Raw genomic sequence first — 24,897 nt, 5'->3', positions numbered from 1 at the left:
CCCGATCTGTGACAGCAGATCGTCGATCGCCCGCCGGCTCCGTCAGGTGCCGTACTCCCCTGCCGCCGACCGGAGGAAGTCGAGGACCGCGTCGGCAGGCACCTCGCACGGCCGCAGCAGCGGCCCGTCCGTCGTGATCCAGACGTTCGCGCTGAGCCGCTCGGCGCCCCCGAGACGTTCGGCCGAGACGGTAACGACCTTGCCGTTGGCGCGCGTCGTACGCGTCACGCCCCAGCTCTCGCCGGAGAGCTGCACCCGGGACCAGCCCTCCGGGATCTGCCCGACGAGCTCGTCCAGCGGACGGTCCGGCTGCTGCTCCATGGCGGCTCCCTCGTGATGTGGTGGTCTCGCGCCGGTTTAACACCGCACCGCCGCCGTGGAATCCCGAGCACGGTCCGCACCGTCACGACCCGACCTGGTCGCTGGTCGGGCACAGCCCCTCAAGTGGGGTAGTATTTCCGTCGGCCCCAAGGGGTCGAACCGGTAGCCTTGGGCATGCTCAAGAACACCGCGGGCTGTGGCGCAGCTTGGTAGCGCACTTGACTGGGGGTCAAGGGGTCGCAGGTTCAAATCCTGTCAGCCCGACAGATCGCCCCTCACCTGTTCACGCAGGTGAGGGGCGTTTTTCATGCCGTCTCGGCGGCATCTTCGTCGCCCTCTCCTGGCCCCTTCTTGTGGCCACTTTGTGACCACCAGGCCCCGAACCTCGCGCCGGCATCGATCAGCGCTCGGTGATCCGGGTGCAGGTAGCGGGCAGTCATGGCCGGGTCCTGGTGGCCGGCCACCCGCTGGAGCACGTGGAGCTGGACGCCACTGTCAGCCATCCAAGTAAGCGCCGTGTGCCGGAGACCGTGCCGGACGAGGCCGGCGATGCCGAGATCCTTCACGAGCTTGTCCCAGTTGGTGGCGTCACGGAGCGTCGCCGTCGTGATCGTCCCACCACGCGGACCCTTGATCAGGGGCGAGTCGTCAGGCCGACCAACAGGCGTCAGGCGTTCGAGCGTCTTGCGGGCCGGCTCGATGATCGGAACGACACGATTGCGCCGGCCCTTGGTGGACTTCACGATCAGGCCACCGCGACCCGGGTACTTCTGCCGGCGAACGTAGATCAGGCCGGCCTTGAGGTCGACGTCACCGACGACGAGCCCGGACACCTCACTGATCCGCATTCCCGTGGTCGCCAGCAGCAGCACCATGTCACCCCAGCACTGGTCTCCGCCCGCTTCCACGACGGCGGCAACGAGCTTGTTGAGCGTCGCCACGTCCGGTAGCGCCAGTTCACGCGGGTTGACGTCGGACCCGTCCTTGACCTGGCCCGGTTGCTTGCGCCGAGCACGATCCTTGGCCGGATTCCTCGGCAACAGACCATCCCGCACCGCGTCATCCAGGACGTGGACCAGGGCCGCAACCGTGTTCTTCACCGTCGAGTGACCGGAGGTCTTCTCCCATCGATCGATGGCGCGATCGATCAGGCCGGCCGTGATCATCCCGACCGGAAGGTGCCCGAGCTCGGGAATGACGCGGAGCTTCAAACCCGCCGCGTAGGGGTCGAAGGTCGAGGTCCGGTCGATCGAACGCGCCCAGCGCTCCCCGAGGCCGGCAATGTAGTCCTCCAACGTCTGGCCGGGATTCTGACCGGTCCGCGCGATCGACCGTTGCTCATCCAGCCACGCATGCGCCTCGACATCGCTCCCGAAGGTGGCCGATGCGGTCTCGCGCTTGTGCGTGGCGGGGTGAGTCCAGCGCGCACGCGCCAGGTAGCGGGTGCCGAGCCGTGCACCCTGCCGGGCCTCCACCGTGCCGTGGACGACAGCACCGAGCGGCGGCACGGGCTGTTTCTTCTTCGCCGTGGTCATGACGCCACCTCGGCACGCGACGGGCCGGTCTCAGCGAGGTTCTTCCTGACCCACTCGTTGAGCAGGGCGAGCGGGTAGCGGTAGACGCTGCCGATCCGGACGTGACGCGGACCCACGCCGTCGAGCCGCCACCGTCGCACCGTCGACGGGTTCACCCGGAACCGCTCTGCGACCTCTTCCGTGGTCAGCAGGTCAGAGATGTCTGAGGCATCCATGGTCTTTCCCCTTCCACATCCACCACACCGTGTTGTCGTCAGGCCGTACGGGCCGGGTAGTTCTGAGCCGCCTTCCACTTCGCGTACTCGCGGGCACGAGCGGCAGCAGCCTCAGCGAGCTCCTTCTCGCCGTTGGTCGACCAGCCGGTGCCGGCGTAGGTCCACGAGCCGTCGACCACGAGGGTTGTCTCTTCGTCGTCGGCCAGCAGCCTGCGTTCCAGGTCGGTCACGTCGAGCGGTTCGCCGGCGCGCTGCGCCTCAGCAGCCAGACGAGCGAACCGAACACGAGCAGCACGCAGCCGGCCGAGCGTGACGGAGTAGCGCCGGCTCTTGGTCGAGAAGTGACCACGGAAGCCGAGCATGTGCGCCCACTTGGCCAGCAGCCGGTACGGCGACTCGATGCACTGGCCACACACGCACCCGTCTTCGTCCTCTTCGGGCTCGTAGCCGGCAGGCCGGCAGGCGGTGGCGGCACGGTCGGCCAGGCGCCGGCACTCACGGGTGAGCCTGGACAGGTGCGGGCGCGGCGAGGCCGGGTCGACGTTCGTGCTCTTGGTGGCGTACTTCGCGAGATAGCCAGCTACCTGTTCCGGCACGAGGGTGTCGGAGGTACGGGCGTCGTCGGCAGCGCCTGGGCAACCAGAGTTCGGCCGACGACGAAAGGAGCGTCCTGGCAGCTGCGCTGCAGCCCGCCGCATGACCACACGAAGACGTGTCCTCTTTTCGGGGCGAAGGCCCACCCGCGCCATCCGCTCACCCTGTACCTGCTCCGCCAGTGTCGCCATGATCGGTGCCCTTTCGCTCCAAGGTCACCGACGAGGTACACGCTTGCTCACCGTCGAGGGGGTTCCCTCTGTCAGAGCACGCTCGCAGACTCGATCATGATGCAGGTTTTCTAGCTACGTGGGTCCCGCGGGACAGCCCCTTCGAGTGCCCTCGGTTCATAGCCGCCTTCAGGACGGAACACCGTCGCGCTATAACGAGGAAAAAGAGACCCGCGATGCTCCGCACATCTTTGGCACTCAGCCCACGAGGCTACGGCGTACTCCGCCACGCACCCACCAACCTGCTACTCAACACCATCCGCACCCGGTGCGGCCTCAAGTGGAGTGTCCCCGCGATGCTCCTGGCCGTGCCCTACCTCTACGCTGCCGCGATCTGCACCACGATCGTCAACGACGGCGGCCCCGGATGGCTCTACCTGCTGGTCCTGCTGTTCGTCTGGAACGCCTTCGAGTTGCTCTGGATCAGACCAGTCACCCTCCTACTCATGGTCGGCCGAACCGCTCGCTCGCGAAGAACGCATGCCTGAACCACCCGCGACGGTGGCGCGTCTCCGGGCATTGCCGGCCCCCTCATGACAACCTAGACACACGTGGGAGCCGGAGGTAAGCACCGACAGGAGGGCCTGATGCGGCGCGTGAGAGTTGGTCGACGCGACGTCGGCGTTTCAGAGGTGCTTTCGTCCTACTGGCGCTTCGCGGCCGAACGGCAGCACGTGTATCACGCGAGGTTACGTGGCGAACCTGGCCCGTGGACCAATGACGCAGTCCTATCGAAGTATCGCTTCACTAACGCCTACCGCGCCGCCGACCGCGTGTCACAGGATCTGATACGTATCGCCTACGAGGGTCCCCAGGACCCGGAAAATCTCATCTTGCGCGTTCTGCTATTTCGCTTCTTCAACAAGCCATCGACATGGGACGCGCTGGAATCAAGATTCGGCCAGATCACAACATCAACTTTCGATGTCGATGCCTACAGCAAGGTTCTTGACGCAAGAATTGCTAACGGCGACAGAGTTTACTCTGCGGCGTATATCGTCCCACCCCCGCCGTTCGGTGCAGTCCGGAAACACCGAAACCATCTGCTGTTGGCCGACCACATGATGCGTTCCGGGGTTTCCTCGCAAATCGGGCACGCTAGGTCCCTTAGCCAGGTCTTTGAGACGATTTCGACTTTTCCTTCACTTGGTCCATTCCTCTCTTATCAACTGGCGATCGACCTTAACTACACCTCGGTGATCGACTTTAATGAGAACGATTTTGTTGTGCCTGGGCCGGGCGCGCGAAGCGGCATCGCGAAGTGCTTCCCGCAGCTCAATGGTGTGTCCCACGAAGACATCATCCGGTGGATGGTCGACACACAAGACGCGCAGTTCGAAGATCAAGGCATCGAGTTTGACGACCTTTTTGGCCGGGCTTTGACGCTTATTGACTGCCAGAACCTGTTTTGCGAAACTGACAAGTACGCTCGAGTAAAGCACCCCAATGTGCGTGGAGTCGGAAGCCGCAACAGGATAAAACAGCAGTTCACACCGCAGGGCCCGCCAGCAAGGCCGTTCTTCCCCCCAAAGTGGGGCATCAACCAGCGGGTGGCCGGCCGTTCGAGCGCGCTCGCATCAGTTACTTAGCGCGTCGGGCTCAGTGCTGCAACCGTTGAGTTCGTTCGAGATACTCGCGCGCGGCGGCAGTAAGCCGGCTGTCTCCAAGTTCAACTAGCTTGTCGTCTAGGACCCCAGGTTCGGCTCCACTCTGCGCGGACCAATATAGATCGATCATTCGAATGTATGCGAGCAGGAGCGGGTCGGCGAGGTTGCAGTCGAGTGCCGAGAGGTCTTGGCCAGAGCGGATGCCGGCCTCCAGGCGCATCCACTCTGACCACGCCGCGGGGGCATCCTCCCAATCTGTGTCGAATTTCGGCTGCTCTGTCGCGCCGGTCGGTGCCGGGCTAGGTTGACTGGCTAGAAGCCGCAAAGCCCGGTCGAGGTGACGCTCATAGAGATGTAGGGAAGAACTAAAAAAGACCAGCCGCCCAGGCATACATCGGAGCCACCGCGACATCACCTCAAGCAGCAGCGTCCACTCGAAGGCGTTGATGCCTGAGAATCCCCACCATATGTCAGTGCTGCGGGCCGCCACGTGGAGGTGGAGATACCCGTCTCTCATGAGGAAGTGAAGCCAGTTGTTGCATGGGATATCTCGACTCTCGACGAAGTCGCGATCGGGATCGTAGATGCTCGCGACGGCACGGCGCGAGAGCGGGTCTTTCCGGAGAATCTGCACAATCTCCGCGAGTTGATCCACGCCGTTCCAGTTTCGGAGCCGGAGGCCGTACCCAGCGCGCCATGTCAGGCCATCATCCGAGAAGTTGACCGCGCGCTCTAGGTAGGCGCTGAGAAAGTTCAAGTCGTTGCGCCCCGCCAAGACCCACATGCTCTCTGCTATCGAGGCAAAAACGTTGTTGTTTCGGTGGGGGAGTACAACGTGGCGAGACCGAACGTCAGACACCTCGATGAGTCGCGCCCGCAGTTCCCGGGTCCGCTCTCCGCGGACCTTTACAGGGTCTCCAGATTCAACAACGGCATGCAACTCGGCTAAGAACGCCTGCTCCACATCTCGATATACGGCCACAGCGCCTCATCGATTCTGAACTCGGGCAGCCAGTCCGCGATTCAGAAGCGCCTCAGTAACAAACGAGTGTGTCTCTTCTTCGTTCGCTATCGGGACGACAACCGCGGACTCGGAGTATTCGTTCAAAAGTGCTTGATAGCCGTCTTGTACGCCCGGAGCGTTGTTCGGGTCGAGGTGGTGGGGTTCGAGGAAAACGAACACGATAGACGGATTGATCGGTGACCAGATCGCCTCAATGAGTTCCTTGAAGCTCGACTCAGGGAGTCCTGACTGCTTGACTGATCCGCCGTACCAGCCGTAAGCGAGGGTGGACCACCACCAACGATCCAGAATCAAAGATCGCGTCTCCGCAGCTCGCTTGAGATCGGGCACAGACTCCGCATGGCACGCGAGGTGCGCTAACTGCTGGGCGAGGCCTGATGTGGGTTTCTCGTCAGGGGTCTCGCCCTCCAGCGCGCTGTACACACGCTCCGTGAACACAGTGAAGCCGCTTGGCATGTGGGCGAACACCGTGGACTCCGCGTCGAGCGAGCCGCGGAGTCGGTTCAACTGAGTCGACTTACCAGTCTGATCGAGCCCCTCGAACACGATGACCGCACCGCGGCGGATGGTGAGATCAGTCTTGGCCATCACCAGCTCCTTCGCTCCGCCCAGTGTGGCTACCGGGATGTGTCAGGGGTCACCCCTAGCATCAAGCTATGCGACAGGACTGGGATCACGAGGGAGGCGCAGCGGCGCGTCGCCTCGGCGAACCGTGGCGCGAGCTCCCCGATGCTGGCCGCGGCTACCTGTCTGTCTACTTCTCAGAGCCCCTCGCCCGATGGCCAGTTCGCGAGATCACCCGACCTGCGGACAACAAGAGCGACCCAAACATCGAGACCGGAACGTACGGTCTGTTCTCCACCTGCGAGCCGTCCATGCGAAATCGGATCGTTCTCGATGGCGCGGCCACCATCTTCTTCCTCACGACACGCAAGCCGCACCAGGGGAGAGTGATCTCCGGGTACTACCACGTTGGCTGGTATACGGAAGGCACCCAGGGTGCGGTCAATCGTGACTACGCCCTCGCTGCCGACAAGTTGCACTTCATAGACCCCATCCTCGCGAGCGATCTGGCAGAGCCGTTAGCAGCGATCTGTTCTACACAGTTCCGCACGATGAAACCGATCGATGCTGAGACTGTGGCGACTCTTCGCCGGATATGCGACGAGCACCCTGACCGCACGGCCGAATACTTAGGCGAAGTCGAGCGAGTCGAAGCGTTCGCGCGTGCTCGATCGGGCTACGCGTATCCGTCGTGGGGACGGGAGGCTGGATTTAGCTGGGCAGACGCCCCTGAGTACTACCAGACCGACGCTGAGTTCTCGAGGGTGCCCAACAGTTCCAGGAACCGCAAGTGGCGATGCCGAGAGTGCGGATATGTCATCAAGAGCGGCGCACTGCTGAAGAAGTGTCCGTTGTGCAAGCAGATGGCAACGCTCGCTCCCGCCGAGGAGGGCGCATGACCCGTCGAGTCTTTATCAGTTATCAGCATGCCGATCAGATGAAAGCCCGCGGCTTGAACCTAATGACGTACAACAAGAACGTCAACGTTGACTTCACGGGGCGGCACCTGCTCGACCCGGTGAAGAGCCAGGATGCTGATTACATCAGCCGAAAGATCAAGGAGCGGATCAAAGGGTCATCGGCGACGATCGTTCTCATCGGGAAGGAGACCTCCCAAAGCGAGTGGGTCGAGAAAGAGATCCAGTGGAGCAAAGAACAGGGAAAGGGCATCATTGGCATTCGTATCGATCCCGACGCCCCAGTCCCCGAAGGGTTGACGAAGTACGGCGCGGAGATTCTCGACTGGAACACTCCAGCCGATGTCAATCAGTTTGACGATGCCATCGAGCGAGCGATCGCAGCGACGAGCCGCGGCAGGTCGATGCCCACCAACACGATGAGTACATGCACGCGATGAGCAGCCCCGACAACTCCCGAGGGCCAGGGGAAATCACCTTGCCCGTTATTCACGATGCGGCAAACGAAGCGTCAGGGCGCGGACAAACAGCGTACGTCCGGCTAAGCGCCTCCCGACTAGTTGCCCTTCTGATCGCAACGCTCGCCGCGGCTCTGGGCATCGCCGTCGGAAATTTCGACTTCTCCGGCCTTATAGTACTTTTCGCGTTCGTACTAGCCGCACTAGCCGAGTTAGCTTTAATCCGATTTCAGCCCGAACGCGACTGGTACGCCGGACGCGCGGTCGCCGAGTCCACCAAGACACTCGCATGGCGGTTCGCTGTCCAGGGTGAGCCGTTCGGTCCGACTCTCACTGAACAAGAAGCAGAGGCACTGCTTCGAACCCGAGTCAGCGAAGTCTTGCTACGTGGCAAGGACCAAATCAACGTTGGTCCTGGCGATGCGGTGCTCACAGACAGCATGCTCGATCTCCGTCGGTCTCCATTCTCCGAACGCAGAGACGCTTATCTCGAACAAAGGACAGAAGAACAGCGCGCCTGGTACTGGTCCAACGCCCGGAAGAACGAGGTCCGTGCTACAGCATGGCGTTATGCACTTCTTCTTGGTGAGTTGCTGGCAATCGTAGCTGCTGCTCTTTCCCTAGGTCGCGACGAGCCGTTCGACTTCGCCGGCATCGTCGCTGCGTTCGTTGCAGGAGGAGCCGCCTGGCTGGCGATCAAGCAACACTCCCAACTGACCTCCGCGTACAGGGTGGCGGCAGGTGAATTGGCCATTCAAGCAGATGTTCTCCGCGGGGTGAGCGCTGAGGACTGGCCGCAGGCGGTGGCGGATGCTGAGGAAGCGATCAGTCGGGAGCACACAATGTGGCTGGCTACCCGCGGGGAGGAGCCGTTGCCTCCACCCCGCATAGGCAGGGCTTAGTCGAGACTGGGTCGCAACATGAGGTCCGGGCGTTGTGGTGCTATCGCGGATCGCAAGGGCGTCCAGACATTTGCGGCGGGTGTATTCGGATCGTCCGCCACGTCCGTCGTCTCCGCCCGATCGCGGACCTCGCCGACCAGTTGGCAGAACGTCTCCAGGTCCATGCACCGAACCGTAGCCCTGGACTACGACACGGCAGGTCGTGGAGGGGACCCCCGCGCCACCGAGCTTTCGGCCTACATCTCGAAGCGCTGGATCGGGTGGTCCCACGAGACGGGGCAGGAGAAGAGCTGGAGATGCGTCCACCGGCCGAAGACAAGCCCCGTCGGTTCCGAGCACTCCTCACGGGGCTCCTTCTCCGCGGGCCTGTAGTACGTCGTGGTGGTCGTCCGTTCGGTCTGCGCGACCTCGGTGCTCGCCAGGGTCGCGAACGCCTCCAGGCCTGCTCCGCACTCGCACCGGAAGGCGCCGTAGTACGGTCCTCCGACGCCGGAGTCCGCCGGCCATCCGCCGATCTTCGTCCCGTCGGAACCGACCGTCCCCCATGGGGGGATCGACAGGCCGTGGCTGGGGAGCCCGGCAGCGGGTAGAAACGACATGGTGCGGCGATCTGCAGCACGCCGACCGTGGGGGAAGGAACGTCGTGATCGATCGAAGCGGCCTGGCGGAGTTCCTCCGCAACCGTCGGGAGGCGCTCCAGCCGGAGGACGTCGGGATGCCCCGCGGCCAACGCCGCAGGACCCAGGGCCTGCGCCGCGAGGAGGTGGCGGTCCTGTGCAACATGTCCACCGACTACTACTCCCGCCTGGAGCGTCAGCGCGGCCCGCAGCCCTCCCCGCAGATGCTCGCCTCGATCGCCCAGGGCCTGCACCTGACGATCGACGAGCGCGACCACCTGTTCCGGCTCGCCGGGCACAACCCGCCGCCCCGGGGAAGCTCCAGCGAGCACATCAGCCCCGGTCTGCTGCGGGTCCTCGACCGCCTGGAGGACACACCGGCGGAGATCGTCACAGAGCTGGGCGAGACCCTGCGCCAGACACCCATGGGCGTCGCCCTGACCGGCGACACCACGCGGTACACCGGTCCTGCCCGGAGCACGGGCTACCGGTGGTTCACCGACCCGGCGGCTCGCCGGCTCTACGCGCCCGAGGAGCACGCCTTCATGACGCGGATGTACGCCGCCGGGCTGCGCGGTCTGGTCACCCTGCGCGGTCCGGGCTCGCGTGCCGCCTCTCTGGCGGACCTGCTCCTGGAGCAGAGCGAGGAGTTCCGGCAGGTCTGGGACCAGCACGAGATCGGCCTGCGGCCCCACGAGGTCAAGCACTTCGTCCACCCCGAGGTCGGACCCCTCGAGCTGAGCTGCCAGCGCCTGGTCGACCCCGACCAGGCCCACTCCCTGATGGTCTACACGGCGGTCCCGGGTACCGAGAGCTACGAGAAGCTGCAGGTCCTGTCCGTCATCGGTGCGCAGGCCCTGCGCTGAACCCGGGGTATCGGTGGACCGTGTCGCCCTCGTCACAGGAGCCGGCCTCGGCATGGGCACGCACGTCGCGACAGAGCTCTGCCCCGTGGCGCCATGACCGTGTTCGAGGACGGCGGCGCCGCTCGGGCAGGTCGACGTCGCCGGGCAGGGCGGAGGCGGTCACGGGGCAGGCGTGACCGGGACAGCGTTCGCGTACTCCTCGATCCTGGAGACGAGCCCGCCCTCGAAACCGAAGTAGACAGCGGCATGGACGATCGCCCGCCCGCCGTCTGCGGTCTCGACATGGACGACGTGCTGCTGGAACAGCCCGCCTGCATCGCTGACCCGGCGGATGATCTCGTACCGCATCGAGGCGATCGAGCCGATCTGCTCTTTCATGCCGTCGATGTTCTGGTCGATGGGGGAGTCACCCGTTCCGTCGCTGTGCCAGACAGTCGCACCTGCTGTGCACAGCGCTCGAGCCTGCGCCCATTCCCGGTTCTCCAGGTGCCGGAGGTAGCTGGCGGCGATCTGCGCCTTCGTACGTGCCATCGGTCGGTCCGTTCTCGTCGTAGGTGGGTGGTCGTCGTGCGGTCAGCGCCCAGCGGTCGGGTGCTCGCGGTAGACGAGTGCGCGCTCCCCCGCCTCGAGCCGGAAGGGCAGGTGGTTCCCGGCCGGGGACAACGGACACGTGAACACGCGTGGCGCGATGTGATAGTTCGAGAGCGTCACTCGGTTGAGGTCGACCGTGACGGCCGTCCCGGGTGCTGCGAGCGGCAGAGTCAGCCAACGGCCGATCTCGGGTGTCCCGTTGCCGCTGGTCTCGTCGGTGAAGATGACCAGGCCCTGCCCGGGGATCTCCTCGACCACCGTGAGCACGTACTCCACGCCCCCGACGGTGAATGCCAGATCGGCAGGTGCCGGCATACGGTCCGTCCTGCGGGGCGTCGTCAGACGCTCCACAGTGGCCCGGCGCCCGTCGGGAGCTCCGCGATACTCGCCGCGCAGGACCCAGCCGGGGTCGTAGGCATAGGCGTCGACCCCCGCCAGGCCTGATCGCCCGACGGCCGCGCGGTCCTGGACGACCACGCCGTAGGATCCCGCTCCCCCGCCGACCATCCCCGTCAGGCCACCAGGAAGGGTGAACGACGTGCCGGACGGCACCGCGACGGTTCCGTCGGCCACGGTGCCGTCGACCACGATGCCGTCCCTTGTGGCCGCCGTGACCGTCAGACCTCCTGCCGCGTCGATCGCCCAGCGCCCAGGCACACCATGGATCGTGACCGGGTCCCTGCCGCTCACCATGGCCTTGGCGACCACGGACGCCTTCCCACCTGGTCCGCTCAGCTCGAGCCAGCGGGCAGCGCGCCATGCCTCGTGATCGATCGCGCCCGTCATCGGCGTCGGGTCGATGTCAGTCATGCTGTTCCTTCCGTGCTGCTGTCGGACGGCGCCGTCACGGTTCTGGGCGCCCTGCTGAGTACGAAGACGAAGAGCGCTCCGGCGAGAGCGACCCCGACCCACATGGCCTGCTGCCACCCGGTCACGAAGGCGTCCGCGGCAGCGCTCATCAGCCGCTCGGCGAAGGGTCCCGCGCTCTGGCCGGCCACGAACGCGTTGGCTACGCCTTCGTTCGCAGCGCGCGCCAGGTGGCCGGGTAGACCCTCCAGCCGCGGGGCGATGGCTGACTGGTAGCCGGCGGTGAGCAGTCCGCCGAGGAGTGCGATGCCCAGAGCTGCGCCGAGCTCGCGGGTGAGGTCGTTGATCGCAGACGCCACACCCTGCTGCCGGTCCGGGAGCGCGGACGTGATCGCCTCGGTGGAGGGGGTCATCGCCAGCCCGGTCCCCAGACCGAGCACGATCAGCCCGGGGAGGACCGTCAGGTACCCGCCGTCGGCCGAGACGAGCAGTGCCATGAGCGCCAGGCCCGTCCCCGCGAGGGCCAGGCCGGCTGCCATGGTGGTCCGCGTCCCGAAGCGCAGGGACGCCTTCGGAGCGAGCCCGGATGCCGCCATCATCAGCAGCGCCAGCGGCATCAGCCCCAGGGTCGCGACCAGGCCGCTCCAGCCGAGCACGACCTGGAAGTACGGGTAGAGCACCAACGAGATCCCCGCCTGCACGCCGAAGAGCACGAGGAGCAGCACCGAGCCGCTGGACAGCCCACGGCTGCGGAAGGCCCGCACGTCCAGCAGGGGGGCCGGCGTGTGCAGTTCCCAGGCGACGAACGCACCCGTCGCCGCGACAGCGAGACCGAGGGTCACGAGGATCGCCGGATGGGCCCATCCGAGGGCGGGTGCCTCGTGCAGCGCGAAAGTCAGTCCGACGGCGACGACCACCGAGGTGACCGCACCGAGAATGTCGTATCGCCCGTTCGCCGGCTGGCGAGAGTTCGGGACGGCGGTCACGGACGAGGCGAGCGCCACGACCGTGAGCACCACGGGCAGGGCGAACAGCCAGCGCCACGTCGCGACGTCGACGAGCAGCGCGGAGAGGTACATGCCGACGATGCCGCCGCCGCCAGCGACGGCGGTCCAGACGCCGATGGCTCTCGATCGAGCCTCGCCGGGGAACGTCGAGGTGATCACCGAGAGCGTGACCGGCATGATCATGGCCGCTCCCGCACCGGCAAGCAGACGCGAGGCGAGCATGAGCTCGACCGTCGGAGCGACGGCCGCAGTGATGTTGGCGACGCCGAAGATCACCAGCCCGAGCACGAGGACGGGTCTGCGGCCCCACCGGTCACCCGCCGCACCGAGCGGGAGGAGGAGTGCAGCCAGGGTGAGCGTGTAGATGTTGATGATCCACAGCACCGTTCCCTGCGCGGCGTCGAACGTCGCCGCCAGGTGGGGCTGGGCGACGTTGAGTCCTGAGACGGACGCCACCACCGCCATCAGCGCAATGCTGACGGTCAGCAGAATCGCGCGGCGGCTGCGGGGATCCGTGACGACGGCAGGAGCCGCGTCCGGTTCGGTGGCAGCTCCACCACCGACGGTCACGACGTCCACCGTGTCCGTACCCTGCTTCTCGACCATGTTCTCCTCCTGGGTAGCGACGAGCGTCGGCTACGACTCTCGGCTACCGGTTCCGGTCTAGCAAATATCGTTGCCAAATGGAAAACTGCAGGCATGGACGCCACCGACGACAGCACGCTCGACGCAGTCGGCAGCAAGCTGAAGCAGCTGCGCCTGCGCCGGGACGTCACCTTGTCCGCGCTCTCCCGCGAGACGCACATCTCGGTGAGCACGCTCTCCCGCCTCGAGGCCGGTCTGCGTCGTCCCACTCTCGAGCAGCTGCTGCCCCTCGCCCGCTTCCACGGTGTCACGCTCGACTCCCTCGTCGACGCACCTCGGACGGCAAACCCTCGGATCGACCTCCGCCCCATGGGGTGCAAGGACGGCTCGGTCATCATCCCGCTCACGCGCAGACCCGGAGGGATCCAGGCCTACAAGTTCGTCCTTCCCACCGGCCGCGACGATGCACTCCCGGAGCTCCGCTCCCACGAGGGTCACGACTGGGCGTACGTGCTCAACGGCACCCTCCGCCTCGTGCTCGGCGAGCACGACCTCAGGCTCACCGCCGGCGAAGCCGTCGAGTTCGACACCAGGACGCCGCACTGGTTCGGCGCAACCACCGCAGGCCCCGTCGAGTACCTCAGCCTCGTCGGGCGCCACGGTGAACGCGCGCACATTCGCGCCACCACCGAGCGGCTGCCGCCAGGCTAGGTGGCATCTGTGGTGCCGACGGGCGTCACGCAGACCGAGAGCACCACGCCGCGACACGTCACCCGTGGCTGCACGGTCAGCACAAGCTGACCAATGCCTCGCGCCCCGACGCGATGAACCGGCTGGGCCGTGCCATGGCCGACCCCACCCGCTCCCGGATCCTGCTGAGCCTCGTCGAGGCGCCTGGCTATCCCGCGCAGCTCGCACGCGAACTCGGCCCGACCCGCACCCGACCCGGGCCATCGGTACGCTCCTGGACACCGTGCTCGCACGGACGACGGTGCCCCCTGTCAGGACGAGCGCGGCGACGTACCCCTGTGCTGCGCGCCGGGAGCGCAGGCATGACCGCCGTCGCGCCCGCCCGGGTAGTGGTGCTGCGGCGGCGCATCCGCTGGGTCGTGGCCGCAACCGTCATCTACACCACGGCCGAGGCGGTGGTGGCGCTCGCCGCGGGAGCTTCGGCGTCGTCGGCGGCGCTGGTCGGGTTCGGGCCCGACTCGGTGGTGGAGGTGCTGTCGGCGGCCGCGGTGGTCTGGCAGTTCGCCTCCCCCGATCCGGAGGCCCGCGAGCGGACGGCCTTGCGCGTCATCGCCGCGTCCTTCCTCGGCCTGGCGGCCTACGTCATGGTGGATGCCGCGCTCTCCCTGACAGGGCTGCCTGAGCCGGAGCACAGCTCCGTGGGCATCGCGCTCGCCGCGCTGAGCCTGCTCGTCATGCCGGTGCTGAGCCGGTTCGAACGACGCACCGGCCGCGAGCTCGGCTCCGCGAGCGCCGTGGCCGACTCGGAGCAGACCCTGGTGCGCACCTACCTGTCGGCGGCGCTGCTGGTGGGGCTGCTGCTCAACGGTCTGCTGGGCTGGGTCTGAGCCGACCCGGTCGCAGCCCTGACGGGCGAGGTCGAGGTCGCCCACGACCACCACTGAGGTCGAGCCCCGCGCGTCGGGGCGCTACCGTATCGGACTGGGTCAGATACAGACCAAGAACGGACCAAGAAGCACCGATCAAAGGGGATGCACGTGCGCTTGTCTCGTACTGTCGCCGCGGTCATGGCCGCGATCTGTTCCACCGTCCTGTTCGCGTCGCCCGCCGTCGCCGCCCAGGGGGTCTCCCCCAGCTGCTCCGGCTCGATCGTCCACCAGGCGGGACTGTGGCTGCCGGGCGGCAACCAGGTGGGCCGCGTGGAGCTGTGGTACTCGTCGGCCAACGGCGGCACCAACTGCGTCATCACCCGCAGCTTCCTCGGGTCGAAGACCGACGGTATCGGCGCCTACCTGTGGCTGCAGGACGGCCGGAACGTCTTCGACTCCTCGGCCTCGTACAACAGCTACGCGGGCGGGGCGTGGATCAGCAACGCGGCCGGCGTCTGCGTCAAGTACAAGGGTGAGGTCGTGCTCAACGGTGACGTCGCGACCGGCGGACGCCCGGGCAGCTGGGGCAACTGCGGCTGACGCGGCACCGACCGAGGCGGACGGCCGCCGTCGTCCCCCTCCTCTTCGAGACCGAGGTTGCTTCGCTTTGAGGGCTCTCAAAGCGAAGCAACCTCGGTCTCAAAGAGGATCACGAGGGGAGTCGCGAAGGGATTCGCGCGGCGGGTGCCCGCCGATCACCCGGCGGCGGCCCGCCAGGGCGCCCGCGACGATCTCCGGCACCTTGAGCACCAGCAGCACCACCAGCGGCACGGTCCAGCTCGACGTCGCGTCGTGCAGGCCGCCCAGCAGCACGGGGCCGAGCGCGGCCAGCCCGTACCCGAGCGCCTGCGCCATGCCCGACAGCGCCGCGGCCTGCGCGGGACTCACGGTCCGCAGGCCGGAGAACGACAGCGCCGTGACGAACGACGCCGCGGTGCCCAGCCCGAGCAGCACGATCCAGAGCGTCCACCAGCCGGGTGCGAGCAGCTCGCCGACGACGGCGACCGCCGACATGCCGGAGAACAGCACCACGAGGCCGCTCTGCCCGTGGGCGCGCGTGCGGTCGATGACCCGGCCGGCGAGCAGCGACGCGGCGATGCCCATGACCTGCAGCAGCCCCTGGTGCGCGCCGGCGGCCGCGGGCGTGAAGCCCGCCTCCGCCTCCACCGAGGGCCACCACGTGACCACGGCGTAGAAGAACGTCGACTGCAGACCCATGTAGCCCGCGACCTGCCAGCCGAGCGCGCTGCGCCAGGGCGACCGGTGACCGCCTCGCCGGGTGACCACGGCGGTCACAGCGCGCGCACGAGCGCGCGCACCCCGCCACCGCCACGTCATGACCCCCAGCGCGACGAGCGTCAGCCCCACCCACGCCCCGAACGCGACACGCCAGCCCTGCGGCTGCGTCCCCGCCAGGGGCACGGCCACGACGGCGGCCACCGCGGCGAAGGCGGACTGGGTGGCCGAGTACGCGCCGGTCACCTGCCCGACGCGGTGCGGGAAGTCGCGCTTGACCAGGGCGGGCAGCGCGACGTTGAGGGTCGCGACGCCCGCGCCGACCAGCACGGTGCCGACCCACAGCGCGCCCGGCCAGGGCACGGAGCGGCCGAGGATGCCGGCCGCGAGCGCCGTGAGCGCCAGCACGCTGGTGGCCTCGATGCCCCAGCGCGTCAGGAGGCGCGGCGCGACGATCGCGAACACGCCGAAGCACAGCAGCGGCAGCGACACCAGGAGCGAGACCTGGGTGGCGGTCAGGGCGAGGTCGGCGGCGACGTCGTCGGCCACGGGGCCCACGACGGTGACGGGGGCGCGCAGGTTGGCGGCGATCAGGAGCACGCCGACGAGCGCGAGCGCGCCCGGGGCGACGGTGCGGCTCAGAGCAGTCCCTCCTCGCGCAGTACGTCCTGCGCGACGGCGAACGCGTGGTTGGCGCTCGGCACGGAGCAGTAGATCGCGGTCTGGAGCAGCACCTCGCGCAGCTCGTCCACGGTGAGGCCGTTGCGCAGCGCGGCGCGCACGTGCATGGCGAGCTCGCCCCAGTGGCCGCCTGCGACCAGGGCCGTGAGCGTGATCATCGAGCGGGAGCGCCGGTCCAGCCCGGGCCGGGTCCAGATCTCGCCCCACGCGTACCGGGTGATGAGGTCCTGGAAGTCGGCGGTGAACTCCGTCGTGCGTTCGGCCGCGCGGTCCACGTGCGCGTCGCCCAGCACCTCGCGGCGCACGCGCAGGCCGTCCTCGGCGTTCGTGGGCTCGCTCATCGGGTCACCTCCGTGGTCAGCAGGTCCCGCACCAGACCGGCCACCCGTTCGGGCGCCTCGGCGGGGGCGAGGTGTGCGACGCCGTCGAGCACCTCGCTGCGCGCCGCACCCACGCCGCGCGCGATCTCAGCCAGTGCGGCGGGCGGCGCGGGCGCGTCGTGCTCCCCCGCGACCGTGACGATGGGGACGGGTGTCGCCGCGAGCCGGGGGCGCGCGTCCCACTCCGCGAGCGCCCGGCAGACGGCGCCGTACCCGAACCGGTCCGCGGTCTGCAGGCTGCCGAGCAGGCGCAGCACGGTCTCGGGGCGCCGCTCGACGAACCCGGGCCCGAACCACCGCCGCGCCGACCCCTCGACCTGGGTGGGGGTGCCCGCCGTCTCGACGAGGTGGGCGCGGTCGAGCCACGGCCGGGCGTCGCCGAAGCGGGCGGACGTGCAGATCAGGGCCGCGCCGCGCAGCCGCTCGGGCTGCTCCAGCAGCAGGTGCAGCCCGACGGCGCCGCCCGCCGACACCCCCGCGTACCAGAACGGTGCGCCGGGGTCGCCGCGCTCGGCCTGCACCTGCTCGACGACGTCGAGGACGCCGCGTGCCAGGTCGGCGACGGTGAGTCCCGTGAGGTCGGCGGGGCGCGGCTCGGGTGCCGTGCCGTGCCCGGGCAGGTCCCAGCCGACGACGTCGACGTCGGTCAGCAGCGGCACCACGTCCTGCCACAGCGCGGTGACGCTCGTGCCGAGCGACGGGCCCAGCACCAGGAGCGGGCGGGCGGCGCCGGTCAGGGCGAACGGGACGACGCCGAGCGTCGGGGCGGCGGTCATGCGTCCTCCGTGCGGGTCTCGGCGGCGCCGGGCGCCGCCGTGCCGGTCGCGGCGCCGGTCGCCGCCGTGCCGGTCGCGGCGTAGGTCGCCGCCGTCCCCGGCGCGGCGAACCCCGTCGCCCGCAGCACGCGGTCCACGACGGCGGGCGCCCGGCCGACGCCGTGCGCGTCGGGCAGCGCGGCCCGCAGGGTGCGGCCCGCGGCGTCGGCGTCGACCTCGAGCCCCTCCAGGAGCTCGGCGCCCAGCCGGGCCGCGACCACGGCGTGCCGGGCCAGGTCGCGCAGCGCGGGCCACTCGGCGTGCCAGGCGCCGTCGGGGCGCTCGTCGGCGGCCAGCCCGGCCGCGGTCTGGACCGTGGCGGCCAGGTGCGGCGCCGCGACCGCCGACCGCCGCAGCAGCACCGACAGCACGGGGTTGCGCTTGTGCGGCATGGCCGACGACGCGCCCCGGCCCGGCGCCGCGGGCTCGCGCAGCTCGTCGACGCCGGGGCGGGTGCCCTGGAGCACGTCGCCCGCCACGTGCCCGAGCGCCGCGCAGGTCTCGGCGAGCGCGGCCGCGGCACGCGTCAGCGGGGTACGGGTCGTGTGCCAGGGGCCGGGCGGCACGGGCAGGCCGAGCTCGGCGCCCCAGGCGTCCACGAGGGCGAACGGGTCGTCGGTGAGCCGCGCGACGCCGGACAGCTCGCCGGCCGCCCCGCCGTAGGCGAGGGGCAGCACGCCGCCGACGTCTGCCAGGAAGACACGAGCGGCGTGCAGGCCCGCGAGCCAGCCCGCGAACCGCGCGCCGAGCGTGGTGGGCACGGCCGCCTGGGCGAGCGTGCGGCCCAGCGCCGGGGCGTCCCGGTGGGTGCGGGCCAGCCGCGCGGCGGCCGCACACGCCCGCCCGAGGTCGGCGGTCGCGGACGCCGCCGCGTCGCGCAGCACCAGCACGAGCGCCGTGTCGAGCACGTCCTGGCTGGTCAGCCCGGCGTGCACCGTCGAGGCGTGCTCCGGCACGGCCTCGCGCAGCGCGGCGAGCAGCGGGATCACGGGGTTGCCGCCCGCCGCGGCTGCCACGGCGACGCGCTGGGCCAGGGCGTCGGCACCCTGCGGTCCGCCCGCCAGTCGGCCGGCTGCCTCGGCGACCGCGTCCGCGGTGACACCCGGCACCAGCCCGGTCGCCGCCTGCGCACGCACCCACGCGACCTCCGCCCGTAGCAGCGCGCGCAGCACCGCGCCGTCGTCGGTCAGGTCGCCGGCCCCGTCGCCGCGGGCCGCACCCGGGAACAGCAGGCCGGCGTCACGCACCGACGCCGTCCCTGCCCGCGCCGGCCCCCTCGTCGTAGGTGAGGAACACCGTCTCTCCTTCCCCCTGCAGCCGCACGTCCCAGCGCAGCGAGCCGTCCGGCTCGCGCACCGTGACCAGCGTCGCCCGGTCCCGCGCGTCCAGCGAGGCGAGCAGCGGGTCGGTGGCCGGCCCGGCCCCCTCCGGCAGGTAGGCCCGCGTGAACAGCCGGGTCTGCAGGCCGCGCGCGAACAGCGTCACGTGGAAGAACGGCGCACGACCCGCCTCGGTGGCACCCGGCGTCAGCGTCCGGAACCAGTAGCCGCCCTCACGGTCGGTCTCGGCCCGGCCCCAGCCCGTGAACGTACCGTCACGCAGCAGCGACCCGCTGCGCGCCGGCACCCCGCCCGCCGGGTCGGCCTGCCAGATCTCCAGCATCGCGTCCGGCACCGGGTCGCCCGCACCGTCGCGCACCGTGCCGTGCAGTCGGACGGCGCCCGGCGTACCCGCCTCCACCAGCTCGTTGCCGCGTTCGTATGGCAGCGCGAACCCGAAGAACGGGCCCACGGTCTGCCCGGGGGTCGGGGGCAGCGGCTGGGGCAGCACGTCACTCATCGCCGTCCTCCGGCTCGGTCCAGGTGCGGTGCGCCCCCGTCAGCACGATGTCCCACCGGTAACCGGTGGCCCACTCGTGCTCGGAGACGTCGTGGTCGTACGTCGCCACCAGGCGCTCGCGGGCCCGCGGGTCCTGGATGGACTGGTAGATCGGGTCCAGCGCGAACAGCGGGTCGCCCGGGAAGTACATCTGCGTGACGATGCGCTGCGTGATCTCGCGCCCGAACAGCGAGAAGTGGATGTGCGCCGGGCGCCACGCGTTGAAGTGGTTCTTCCACGGGTACGGGCCGGGCTTGATGGTCTGGAACCGGTACCAGCCGTCGTCGTCGGTCAGCATGCGGCCGATGCCGGTGAAGTTCGGGTCGATCGGGGCCGGGTGCTGGTCGCGCTTGTGCACGTACCGGCCGGCCGCGTTGGCCTGCCACACCTCGACGAGCTGCCGGCGCACGGGCCGCCCCTCGCCGTCGACCACGCGCCCGCGCACCACGATCCGCTCGCCGATCGGCTCCCCGCCGCGCTGCACGGTCAGGTCCGCCTCCAGCGGGCCGATGTCGCGCTCGCCGAACACCGGCGAGTACAGCTCGATGGTCTCCGGGTCGGCGTGGCGCAGGTCCTTGGTCGGGTGCCGCAGCAGCGAGCTGCGGTACGGCGGCCAGTTCTTGCGGGGCCCGTGCTCCTGCGGCTCGCCCCGCTCCAGCCCGGCCGCGTACGCGGCGTGACCCGCCTCGATCTCGGCGCTGAGCTGCGCCTGCGTCTCCGCCGCCGCGTCCGGCGCGGTCGCCGGGCCGGTGTCCTGCACCGTCATCGTCCTACCCCTCCCGACATCGCTGTCGACGTCCCGCTCGAACCAGTCCCCAGCACCGGCCCCCAGCCGGTGTACCCCTCGGCGAGGAACCGCCGCCCCGACTCCGAGGCCACGAGCGTGCGCAGCTCGGCCAGCCGCCGCCGGGCCGCGAACCCCGTCTCGCCCGGGTGCGAGTGCAGCATCGCGCTCATCCACGCGGAGAAGTGCTGCGCCCGCCACACCCGCTCCGCCACGCGGTGCCCGTACTCGTCGAGCACCGCGTCGTCCCGCGTCGCGAACCAGGTGGCCAGCACGTCGTGCAGCACCACCACGTCCGCGAGCGCCAGGTTGAGCCCCTTGGCGCCCGTGGGCGGCACGGTGTGGGCGGCGTCGCCCGCGAGCAGCATGCGGCCGTGCCGCACGGGCTCCACCACCGAGGAGCGGAACCGCAGCACGGACCGCTCGCGCACGGGCCCCTCGACGAGGCGGAACTCGTCGGGTCCGGCCACGCGGCGCTGCAGCTCGGCCCAGATCCGGTCCTCGCTCCAGCCCTCCGGGTCCTCGTCGGGGTCGCACTGGAAGTACATCCGCTGGTGGGTGTCGGTGCGCTGGCTGATCAGCGCGAACCCGTGCTCGGAGGCGGTGTAGACCAGCTCGGGCGCGCTGCGCGGCGCCTCGACGATGACGCCGAACCACGCGTACGGGTACTCGTGCGTGAACGTGCGGCGCTGCGCCTCGGGCAGGGTGTGCCGCAGGGTGGAGCGCGATCCGTCGGCGCCCACCAGCACGTCGCAGCGCAGCTCGTGCTCCGCCCCGTCGGCGTCGGTCCAGAGCACCCCGGGGCGGTCGCCGTCCGGGTCGAGCACGCGGGTGACGGTAGCGCCCCAGCGCACGTCGCCGCCGTCGGCCGTGCGGCGTGCGGCAAGGTCGGTGAAGACGGCGGTCTGCGGGTAGAGCCACACGCTGCGGCCGGTCAGGCCGGTGAGGTCGATGCGGTGGTCGGCGCCGTCGAACCGCAGCACGATGCCGTCGTGCCGGTCGCCCTCGCGCAGCACGCGGTCCAGGCCGTGGTCGGCGAGCACCTGCACCGACGACGCCTCGAGGATGCCGGCGCGGTGGGTGTGCTCGATCTCGTCGCGCGTGCGGGCCTCCAGCACCACGTGCTCGATGCCGGAGGTGTGCAGCAGGTGGGACAGCAGCAGGCCGGCGGGTCCCCCGCCCACGACGGCGACGGAGGTGCGCTCGGGCACGATCGATCCGGTCACGAGGTCCTTCCGAGGGTCAGGCCGAGCAGGGTTTCCAGCTCGTCGTGCGTGGTGCCGAACGTCTCGACGACGCGCGCTCCGTCCGGTCCGACGTCGAGCACCGCGAGGTCGGTGTAGACGCGCGAGACGCAGCCGACGCCGGTGAGCGGCAGCGTGCAGCGCTCCACGAGCTTGGGGCTGCCGTCCTTGGTGAGCAGGGTCATGGTCACCACCGTGCGGCGGGCCCCGACGGCGAGGTCCATCGCGCCGCCGACGGCGGGCACGGCACCCGGCTCGCCCGTGGACCAGTTCGCGAGGTCGCCGGTGGCGGAGACCTGGAACGCGCCCAGCACGCAGACGTCGATGTGCCCGCCGCGCATCATGGCGAACGAGTCGGCCTGGTGGAAGTAGGACGCCCCGGGCAGCTCGGTGACGGGGATCTTGCCCGCGTTGACCAGGTCCGGGTCCACGTCGTCCGGGTCGGGGGCGGGGCCCATGCCGAGCATGCCGTTCTCGGTGTGCAGCGTGACCCCGCTGCCGGGGGCCAGGTGGTCGGCCACCAGCGTGGGCAGGCCGATGCCCAGGTTGACGTAGGACCCGGGCGCGATGTCCGCGGCCACCCGGGCGGCGATCTGCGTCTTGCTCAACGGGGCGGTCGCCGCGGCGGGACGCGCGTCGTGCAGGTGCGTCATGCGCGGGCCTCCGTGGTGCGCGCCGGGAGCGGTGCAGCTACCTCGACGACGGCGTCCACGTAGATGCCGGGCGTGACCACCGCCTCGGGGTCGAGCGCCCCGGTGGGCACGACCTCCCGCACCTGGGCGACGGTGCGCCGCGCGGCGGCGGCCATGACCGGCCCGAAGTTGCGGGCCGTCTTGCGGTACACGAGGTTGCCGGCGCCGTCGGCCCGGTCCGCGCGGACCAGCGCGAGGTCGGCGTGGATCGGGTACTCCAGCACGTGGTCCACGCCGTCGATCCGGCGGTGCTCCTTGCCCTCGGCGAGCGGCGTGCCGTAACCGGTGGGCGTGTAGAACGCGCCGATGCCGGCCCCCGCGGCGCGGATGCGCTCGGCGAGATTGCCCTGCGGCACCAGCTCCAGCTCGACCGCGCCCGAACGGTAGGCGGCGTCGAAGTGCCAGGAGTCCACCTGTCGCGGGAACGAGCAGACCATCCTGGCCACACGGCCGTCCCGGATCAGGCGCGCGAGCGGGTCCTCGCCGTTGCCGGCGTTGTTGCTCACCACCACCAGGCCCGTGGCACCCTGCTCCAGCAGGGCCTCCACGAGGTCGACCGGCTGACCCGCCGGGCCGAACCCGCCGATCATCACGGTGGCGCCGTCGGCGACGTCGCCGATCGCGTCGAGCGGGTCCCGCGCGAGGACGGTGCGGCTCATGCCGGCCCGCCGCCGCGCACGTTCTCCAGCACCACGGCCATGCCCTGGCCCACGCCGATGCAGATCGCGGCCACGCCCCAGCGGCCGCCCTCGGCCACGAGGCGGCGGGCCAGGGTGCCCAGCACGCGCGTGCCCGAGGCGCCCAGCGGGTGACCGAGCGCGATCGCGCCGCCCCAGGCGTTCACGAGGCCGAGGTCCACGCCCCAGGCGTCGGTGCAGGCCAGCGTCTGCGCGGCGAAGGCCTCGTTGATCTCCACGGCCGACACGTCGGCCCAGCCGATGCCCGAGCGCTCCAGGGCCCGCTCGACCGCCTCCACGGGCGCGTACCCGAAGTACTGCGGCTCGTTCGCCACGGTGGCCCGCCCCGCGATGCGCGCGAGCGGCTCCAGGCCCGTCAGCCCGACGGCGCGCTCGGAGCCGATCAGCGCCGCCGAGGCGCCGTCGGTCAGGGGCGACGAGCTGCCCGCCGTGACGGTGCCGCCGCCCGGGCCGTCGCCCGCGGGCCGGAACGACGGCTTCAGCGCCGCGAGCCGCTCCAGGGAGGTGCCGGGCCGGATCGGCTCGTCACGCAGCAGCGGGGGCTCGGCGCCCGCTGCTGCGCGGTACGGCGTCACCAGGTCGTCGTAGTGCCCGGCCTCCCACGCGGCGTGCGCCAGCGTGTGGCTGCGCAGCGCGTACTCGTCCTGCCGCTCGCGCGTGACGCCGTGCCGCTCCCGCAGCCGCTCGGTCGCCTCGCCCAGCGAGACGGTCCACTCCTCGCGCATCCGCGGGTTGACCATGCGCCAGCCCAGGGTGGTCGAGGACAGGTTCAGGTCGCCCGCCGGGAACGGCTTCTCGGTCTTGGGCAGCACCCACGGCGCCCGGCTCATGGACTCCACGCCGCCGGCGACCACGACGTCGGCGTCCCCGGACTCGATCGCGCGCGCGGCCTGCACGGCCGCCTCCAGCGACGAGCCGCACAGCCGGTTCACGCTCACGCCGGGCACGCCGATCGGCAGGCCCGAGAGCAGCACGGCCATGCGGGCCACGTCCCGGTTGTCCTCACCGGCCCCGTTCGCGTTGCCCAGGATCACGTCGTCGACGACGGCGGGGTCCAGGGCCGGTGCGCGCCGCACCTGCTCGCCCACCACGAACGCCGCGAGGTCGTCCGGCCGCACGTGCGCCAGCGCCCCGCCGTACCGGCCGAACGGCGTCCGGACCGCGTCGAGCACGAAGGCGTGCGATGCCTGCCTCGATGTCTGCTCAGCCATCAGATCGTTCCTCTCATCCGGGCCACGTCGGACTCGATGGCCGCGGCGGCCTCGAGCAGCGGGGGCAGCAGGTGCTCCAGGATCTCGGCGATCTCGCCGCGCCGGACCGGCGCCGACACGTTGACGGCCGCCACCACCCGCCCGGAGGCGTCCCGCAGCGGGGCCGACACCGAGCGCAGCCCCTCCTCCAGCTCCTGGTCCACCAGCGCCCAGCCCTGCTCGCGCACCTCGGCGAGCACGGCGCGCAGCCGCGCGGGCTCGACGACGGTGCGCGGCGTCAGCGGCACCAGGTCCGTCGAGGCGAGGTAGGCGTCCACGGCCGCGGGTTCGGCGTGCGCGAGCACGGCCCGTCCCATCGACGTCGCGTACGCGGGGAACCGGGTGCCCACCTGGATCGCGGCGTTCATGATGCGGTGCGTGGCGACGCGGGCCACGTAGACGATGTCCGCGCCGTCGAGCACCGCCACCGACGACGACTCCCCCACCCGCTGGGACAGCTCCTGCAGGTGCGGCAGCGCGATCTCGGGCAGCGTGAGGCTCGACAGGTACGCGTACCCCAGGTCGAGGATCGCCGGCCGCAGCGTGAACTCGCGCCCGTCGGTCGCCACGTACCCGAGCTCCACGAGCGTGTGCAGGAACCGGCGCGCCGAGGCGCGGCTCAGCCCCGCCTCACGCGCGACGTCGCTCAGCGTGAGCGACCGGTGGTCCTGGTCGAACGCCCGGATCACCGCCAGCCCGCGCTCCAGCGACTGCACGAACTCCGGCGAGCGGGTGCTCTCCTCGCTGTCCTCGGCCATCTCGTCCCCCTCGGCTCGGCCC

The 24,897-nt window shown here is 70.0% G+C and carries 29 protein-coding genes, 1 tRNA gene and 1 pseudogene; 10 read left to right on the top strand and 21 right to left on the bottom strand.

Annotation, left to right across the window (positions count from 1 at the left end):
• Positions 1-42: 42 nt before the first annotated feature.
• Entirely contained in the window at positions 43-321 is a 279-nt protein-coding gene (locus APR03_RS21370; protein WP_253839087.1) for a peptide methionine sulfoxide reductase, read from the bottom strand.
• Between the two features lie 190 nt (positions 322-511).
• Between APR03_RS21370 and APR03_RS21365 the strand changes: the two genes are divergently transcribed.
• Positions 512-585: transfer RNA gene (locus APR03_RS21365), tRNA-Pro, on the top strand.
• 41 nt (positions 586-626) lie between these two features.
• On the opposite strand, the gene APR03_RS21360 is transcribed toward APR03_RS21365, so the two are convergent.
• The 3 genes from APR03_RS21360 to APR03_RS21350 are packed head-to-tail and all read right to left on the bottom strand — an operon-like array spanning position 627 to position 2,856.
• Positions 627-1,856 (bottom strand): site-specific integrase, encoded by a 1,230-nt coding sequence (locus tag APR03_RS21360; protein WP_253839085.1) that lies wholly within the window; start codon positions 1,854-1,856, stop codon positions 627-629.
• Positions 1,853-2,071: a helix-turn-helix domain-containing protein gene (locus tag APR03_RS21355; protein ID WP_142035548.1), complete on the bottom strand. Its 219-nt coding sequence runs from the start codon at positions 2,069-2,071 to the stop codon at positions 1,853-1,855. The genes APR03_RS21360 and APR03_RS21355 overlap by 4 nt, the downstream gene beginning before the upstream one ends.
• Before the next feature lie 38 nt (positions 2,072-2,109).
• The gene (locus APR03_RS21350) at positions 2,110-2,856 is read right to left on the bottom strand and encodes a replication initiator (protein WP_253839084.1); all 747 of its coding nucleotides are present in this window, start codon (positions 2,854-2,856) and stop codon (positions 2,110-2,112) included.
• Positions 2,857-3,203: 347 nt separating this feature from the next.
• Here APR03_RS21350 and APR03_RS21345 point away from each other — a divergent pair, with 347 nt between their 5' ends.
• Positions 3,204-3,383, top strand: a complete 180-nt coding sequence (locus tag APR03_RS21345) for a hypothetical protein (protein ID WP_253839083.1) — start codon at positions 3,204-3,206, stop codon at positions 3,381-3,383.
• A gap of 99 nt (positions 3,384-3,482) precedes the next feature.
• Entirely contained in the window at positions 3,483-4,484 is a 1,002-nt protein-coding gene (locus APR03_RS21340) for a nucleotide kinase domain-containing protein (RefSeq protein WP_253839082.1), read from the top strand.
• 10 nt (positions 4,485-4,494) lie between these two features.
• Here the strand turns inward: APR03_RS21340 and APR03_RS21335 are convergent, their stop codons facing one another.
• Both APR03_RS21335 and APR03_RS21330 read right to left on the bottom strand, forming a co-directional pair.
• Entirely contained in the window at positions 4,495-5,484 is a 990-nt protein-coding gene (locus APR03_RS21335; protein WP_253839081.1) for a thymidylate synthase, read from the bottom strand.
• 6 nt (positions 5,485-5,490) lie between these two features.
• The gene (locus APR03_RS21330; RefSeq protein WP_253839080.1) at positions 5,491-6,114 is read right to left on the bottom strand and encodes a dTMP kinase; all 624 of its coding nucleotides are present in this window, start codon (positions 6,112-6,114) and stop codon (positions 5,491-5,493) included.
• Between the two features lie 68 nt (positions 6,115-6,182).
• On the opposite strand from APR03_RS21330, the gene APR03_RS21325 reads away from it, so the two are divergent.
• Genes APR03_RS21325 through APR03_RS21315 form a run of 3 tightly spaced genes read left to right on the top strand, consistent with a single transcriptional unit; the run spans position 6,183 to position 8,367 of the window.
• Positions 6,183-6,989: a rubredoxin-like domain-containing protein gene (locus APR03_RS21325; RefSeq protein ID WP_253839079.1), complete on the top strand. Its 807-nt coding sequence runs from the start codon at positions 6,183-6,185 to the stop codon at positions 6,987-6,989.
• Positions 6,986-7,447, top strand: a complete 462-nt coding sequence (locus tag APR03_RS21320; protein ID WP_253839076.1) for a TIR domain-containing protein — start codon at positions 6,986-6,988, stop codon at positions 7,445-7,447. The genes APR03_RS21325 and APR03_RS21320 overlap by 4 nt, the downstream gene beginning before the upstream one ends.
• A complete protein-coding gene (locus tag APR03_RS21315; RefSeq protein WP_253839074.1) occupies positions 7,444-8,367 on the top strand; it encodes a DUF4231 domain-containing protein in 924 nt (307 codons plus the stop codon). Before APR03_RS21320 ends, APR03_RS21315 begins: the two co-directional genes overlap by 4 nt.
• A gap of 236 nt (positions 8,368-8,603) precedes the next feature.
• Here the strand turns inward: APR03_RS21315 and APR03_RS21310 are convergent, their stop codons facing one another.
• Positions 8,604-8,966, bottom strand: coding sequence for a hypothetical protein (locus APR03_RS21310; protein ID WP_253839071.1), 363 nt, complete (start codon positions 8,964-8,966; stop codon positions 8,604-8,606).
• 44 nt (positions 8,967-9,010) lie between these two features.
• On the opposite strand from APR03_RS21310, the gene APR03_RS21305 reads away from it, so the two are divergent.
• The gene (locus tag APR03_RS21305) at positions 9,011-9,850 is read left to right on the top strand and encodes a helix-turn-helix transcriptional regulator (RefSeq protein WP_253839069.1); all 840 of its coding nucleotides are present in this window, start codon (positions 9,011-9,013) and stop codon (positions 9,848-9,850) included.
• A 159-nt stretch (positions 9,851-10,009) separates the two neighbouring features.
• On the opposite strand, the gene APR03_RS21300 is transcribed toward APR03_RS21305, so the two are convergent.
• From APR03_RS21300 to APR03_RS21290, 3 genes are read right to left on the bottom strand one after another with little or no spacing between them, the layout of a single operon-like run.
• The gene (locus APR03_RS21300) at positions 10,010-10,381 is read right to left on the bottom strand and encodes a nuclear transport factor 2-like protein (protein WP_253839067.1); all 372 of its coding nucleotides are present in this window, start codon (positions 10,379-10,381) and stop codon (positions 10,010-10,012) included.
• A gap of 42 nt (positions 10,382-10,423) precedes the next feature.
• Positions 10,424-11,251, bottom strand: a complete 828-nt coding sequence (locus tag APR03_RS21295) for a DUF1684 domain-containing protein (RefSeq protein ID WP_253839065.1) — start codon at positions 11,249-11,251, stop codon at positions 10,424-10,426.
• Positions 11,248-12,861 carry an MFS transporter gene (locus APR03_RS21290; RefSeq protein ID WP_253839063.1) on the bottom strand — a complete coding sequence of 538 codons (1,614 nt, stop codon included), beginning with the start codon at positions 12,859-12,861 and terminating at the stop codon, positions 11,248-11,250. The genes APR03_RS21295 and APR03_RS21290 overlap by 4 nt, the downstream gene beginning before the upstream one ends.
• Positions 12,862-12,954: 93 nt before the next feature.
• Between APR03_RS21290 and APR03_RS21285 the strand changes: the two genes are divergently transcribed.
• The 3 genes and pseudogenes from APR03_RS21285 to APR03_RS21270 all read left to right on the top strand — a co-directional run bounded on the left by APR03_RS21285 (position 12,955) and on the right by APR03_RS21270 (position 14,999).
• Complete coding sequence (locus tag APR03_RS21285) at positions 12,955-13,551, top strand: helix-turn-helix domain-containing protein (RefSeq protein WP_253839062.1); 597 nt, start codon at positions 12,955-12,957, stop codon at positions 13,549-13,551.
• Positions 13,552-13,892: 341 nt separating this feature from the next.
• A pseudogene (locus APR03_RS21275) lies at positions 13,893-14,414 on the top strand (cation efflux transmembrane domain-containing protein); the annotation flags it as partial.
• Positions 14,415-14,597: 183 nt separating this feature from the next.
• The gene (locus tag APR03_RS21270; RefSeq protein ID WP_253839060.1) at positions 14,598-14,999 is read left to right on the top strand and encodes a hypothetical protein; all 402 of its coding nucleotides are present in this window, start codon (positions 14,598-14,600) and stop codon (positions 14,997-14,999) included.
• 99 nt (positions 15,000-15,098) lie between these two features.
• Here the strand turns inward: APR03_RS21270 and APR03_RS21265 are convergent, their stop codons facing one another.
• From APR03_RS21265 to APR03_RS21215, 11 genes are read right to left on the bottom strand one after another with little or no spacing between them, the layout of a single operon-like run.
• Positions 15,099-16,295, bottom strand: a complete 1,197-nt coding sequence (locus APR03_RS21265) for an MFS transporter (protein WP_253839059.1) — start codon at positions 16,293-16,295, stop codon at positions 15,099-15,101.
• 38 nt (positions 16,296-16,333) lie between these two features.
• A complete protein-coding gene (gene pcaC / locus APR03_RS21260) occupies positions 16,334-16,717 on the bottom strand; it encodes a 4-carboxymuconolactone decarboxylase (protein ID WP_253839058.1) in 384 nt (127 codons plus the stop codon).
• A complete protein-coding gene (locus tag APR03_RS21255) occupies positions 16,714-17,532 on the bottom strand; it encodes an alpha/beta fold hydrolase (RefSeq protein ID WP_253839057.1) in 819 nt (272 codons plus the stop codon). Before APR03_RS21255 ends, pcaC begins: the two co-directional genes overlap by 4 nt.
• On the bottom strand, positions 17,529-18,818 hold the full coding sequence (locus APR03_RS21250) for a lyase family protein (RefSeq protein ID WP_253839056.1): 1,290 nt from the start codon (positions 18,816-18,818) through the stop codon (positions 17,529-17,531). The genes APR03_RS21255 and APR03_RS21250 overlap by 4 nt, the downstream gene beginning before the upstream one ends.
• Positions 18,811-19,410, bottom strand: a complete 600-nt coding sequence (gene pcaG, locus APR03_RS21245; protein ID WP_253839055.1) for a protocatechuate 3,4-dioxygenase subunit alpha — start codon at positions 19,408-19,410, stop codon at positions 18,811-18,813. Before pcaG ends, APR03_RS21250 begins: the two co-directional genes overlap by 8 nt.
• A complete protein-coding gene (gene pcaH, locus APR03_RS21240) occupies positions 19,403-20,215 on the bottom strand; it encodes a protocatechuate 3,4-dioxygenase subunit beta (protein ID WP_253839054.1) in 813 nt (270 codons plus the stop codon). The genes pcaG and pcaH overlap by 8 nt, the downstream gene beginning before the upstream one ends.
• Complete coding sequence (locus tag APR03_RS21235) at positions 20,212-21,459, bottom strand: 4-hydroxybenzoate 3-monooxygenase (protein ID WP_253839052.1); 1,248 nt, start codon at positions 21,457-21,459, stop codon at positions 20,212-20,214. Before APR03_RS21235 ends, pcaH begins: the two co-directional genes overlap by 4 nt.
• Entirely contained in the window at positions 21,456-22,130 is a 675-nt protein-coding gene (locus APR03_RS21230; RefSeq protein WP_253839050.1) for a 3-oxoacid CoA-transferase subunit B, read from the bottom strand. Before APR03_RS21230 ends, APR03_RS21235 begins: the two co-directional genes overlap by 4 nt.
• Positions 22,127-22,828 carry a 3-oxoacid CoA-transferase subunit A gene (locus APR03_RS21225; protein WP_253839048.1) on the bottom strand — a complete coding sequence of 234 codons (702 nt, stop codon included), beginning with the start codon at positions 22,826-22,828 and terminating at the stop codon, positions 22,127-22,129. Before APR03_RS21225 ends, APR03_RS21230 begins: the two co-directional genes overlap by 4 nt.
• The gene (locus APR03_RS21220; protein WP_253839046.1) at positions 22,825-24,078 is read right to left on the bottom strand and encodes a thiolase family protein; all 1,254 of its coding nucleotides are present in this window, start codon (positions 24,076-24,078) and stop codon (positions 22,825-22,827) included. Before APR03_RS21220 ends, APR03_RS21225 begins: the two co-directional genes overlap by 4 nt.
• Positions 24,078-24,875: an IclR family transcriptional regulator domain-containing protein gene (locus APR03_RS21215; RefSeq protein ID WP_253839044.1), complete on the bottom strand. Its 798-nt coding sequence runs from the start codon at positions 24,873-24,875 to the stop codon at positions 24,078-24,080. Before APR03_RS21215 ends, APR03_RS21220 begins: the two co-directional genes overlap by 1 nt.
• Positions 24,876-24,897: the final 22 nt, after the last annotated feature.

Source organism: Promicromonospora thailandica (assembly GCF_024171955.1).
GTDB classification, from domain to species: domain Bacteria; phylum Actinomycetota; class Actinomycetes; order Actinomycetales; family Cellulomonadaceae; genus Promicromonospora; species Promicromonospora thailandica.
The sequence above is the reverse complement of the archived record's forward strand: the minus strand, read 5'-3'. Positions and strand labels throughout refer to the sequence as shown.

Excerpts from the sequence above, each read along its gene's own strand:
- APR03_RS21295 (WP_253839065.1), bottom strand. The coding sequence starts at position 11,251 with ATGACTGACATCGACCCGACGCCGATGACGGGCGCGATCGATCACGAG.
- APR03_RS21270 (WP_253839060.1), top strand. The coding sequence starts at position 14,598 with ATGGCCGCGATCTGTTCCACCGTCCTGTTCGCGTCGCCCGCCGTCGCC.
- APR03_RS21285 (WP_253839062.1), top strand. The coding sequence starts at position 12,955 with ATGGACGCCACCGACGACAGCACGCTCGACGCAGTCGGCAGCAAGCTG.
- APR03_RS21320 (WP_253839076.1), top strand. The coding sequence starts at position 6,986 with ATGACCCGTCGAGTCTTTATCAGTTATCAGCATGCCGATCAGATGAAA.
- APR03_RS21370 (WP_253839087.1), bottom strand. The coding sequence starts at position 321 with ATGGAGCAGCAGCCGGACCGTCCGCTGGACGAGCTCGTCGGGCAGATC.
- APR03_RS21215 (WP_253839044.1), bottom strand. The coding sequence starts at position 24,875 with ATGGCCGAGGACAGCGAGGAGAGCACCCGCTCGCCGGAGTTCGTGCAG.
- APR03_RS21290 (WP_253839063.1), bottom strand. The coding sequence starts at position 12,861 with ATGGTCGAGAAGCAGGGTACGGACACGGTGGACGTCGTGACCGTCGGT.
- APR03_RS21255 (WP_253839057.1), bottom strand. The coding sequence starts at position 17,532 with ATGACCGCCGCCCCGACGCTCGGCGTCGTCCCGTTCGCCCTGACCGGC.
- pcaG (WP_253839055.1), bottom strand. The coding sequence starts at position 19,410 with ATGAGTGACGTGCTGCCCCAGCCGCTGCCCCCGACCCCCGGGCAGACC.
- APR03_RS21325 (WP_253839079.1), top strand. The coding sequence starts at position 6,183 with ATGCGACAGGACTGGGATCACGAGGGAGGCGCAGCGGCGCGTCGCCTC.
- APR03_RS21310 (WP_253839071.1), bottom strand. The coding sequence starts at position 8,966 with ATGTCGTTTCTACCCGCTGCCGGGCTCCCCAGCCACGGCCTGTCGATC.
- APR03_RS21225 (WP_253839048.1), bottom strand. The coding sequence starts at position 22,828 with ATGAGCCGCACCGTCCTCGCGCGGGACCCGCTCGACGCGATCGGCGAC.
- APR03_RS21355 (WP_142035548.1), bottom strand. The coding sequence starts at position 2,071 with ATGGATGCCTCAGACATCTCTGACCTGCTGACCACGGAAGAGGTCGCA.
- APR03_RS21230 (WP_253839050.1), bottom strand. The coding sequence starts at position 22,130 with ATGACGCACCTGCACGACGCGCGTCCCGCCGCGGCGACCGCCCCGTTG.
- APR03_RS21350 (WP_253839084.1), bottom strand. The coding sequence starts at position 2,856 with ATGGCGACACTGGCGGAGCAGGTACAGGGTGAGCGGATGGCGCGGGTG.
- APR03_RS21340 (WP_253839082.1), top strand. The coding sequence starts at position 3,483 with ATGCGGCGCGTGAGAGTTGGTCGACGCGACGTCGGCGTTTCAGAGGTG.
- APR03_RS21300 (WP_253839067.1), bottom strand. The coding sequence starts at position 10,381 with ATGGCACGTACGAAGGCGCAGATCGCCGCCAGCTACCTCCGGCACCTG.
- APR03_RS21330 (WP_253839080.1), bottom strand. The coding sequence starts at position 6,114 with ATGGCCAAGACTGATCTCACCATCCGCCGCGGTGCGGTCATCGTGTTC.
- APR03_RS21360 (WP_253839085.1), bottom strand. The coding sequence starts at position 1,856 with ATGACCACGGCGAAGAAGAAACAGCCCGTGCCGCCGCTCGGTGCTGTC.
- APR03_RS21220 (WP_253839046.1), bottom strand. The coding sequence starts at position 24,078 with ATGGCTGAGCAGACATCGAGGCAGGCATCGCACGCCTTCGTGCTCGAC.
- pcaH (WP_253839054.1), bottom strand. The coding sequence starts at position 20,215 with ATGACGGTGCAGGACACCGGCCCGGCGACCGCGCCGGACGCGGCGGCG.
- APR03_RS21315 (WP_253839074.1), top strand. The coding sequence starts at position 7,444 with ATGAGCAGCCCCGACAACTCCCGAGGGCCAGGGGAAATCACCTTGCCC.
- pcaC (WP_253839058.1), bottom strand. The coding sequence starts at position 16,717 with ATGAGCGAGCCCACGAACGCCGAGGACGGCCTGCGCGTGCGCCGCGAG.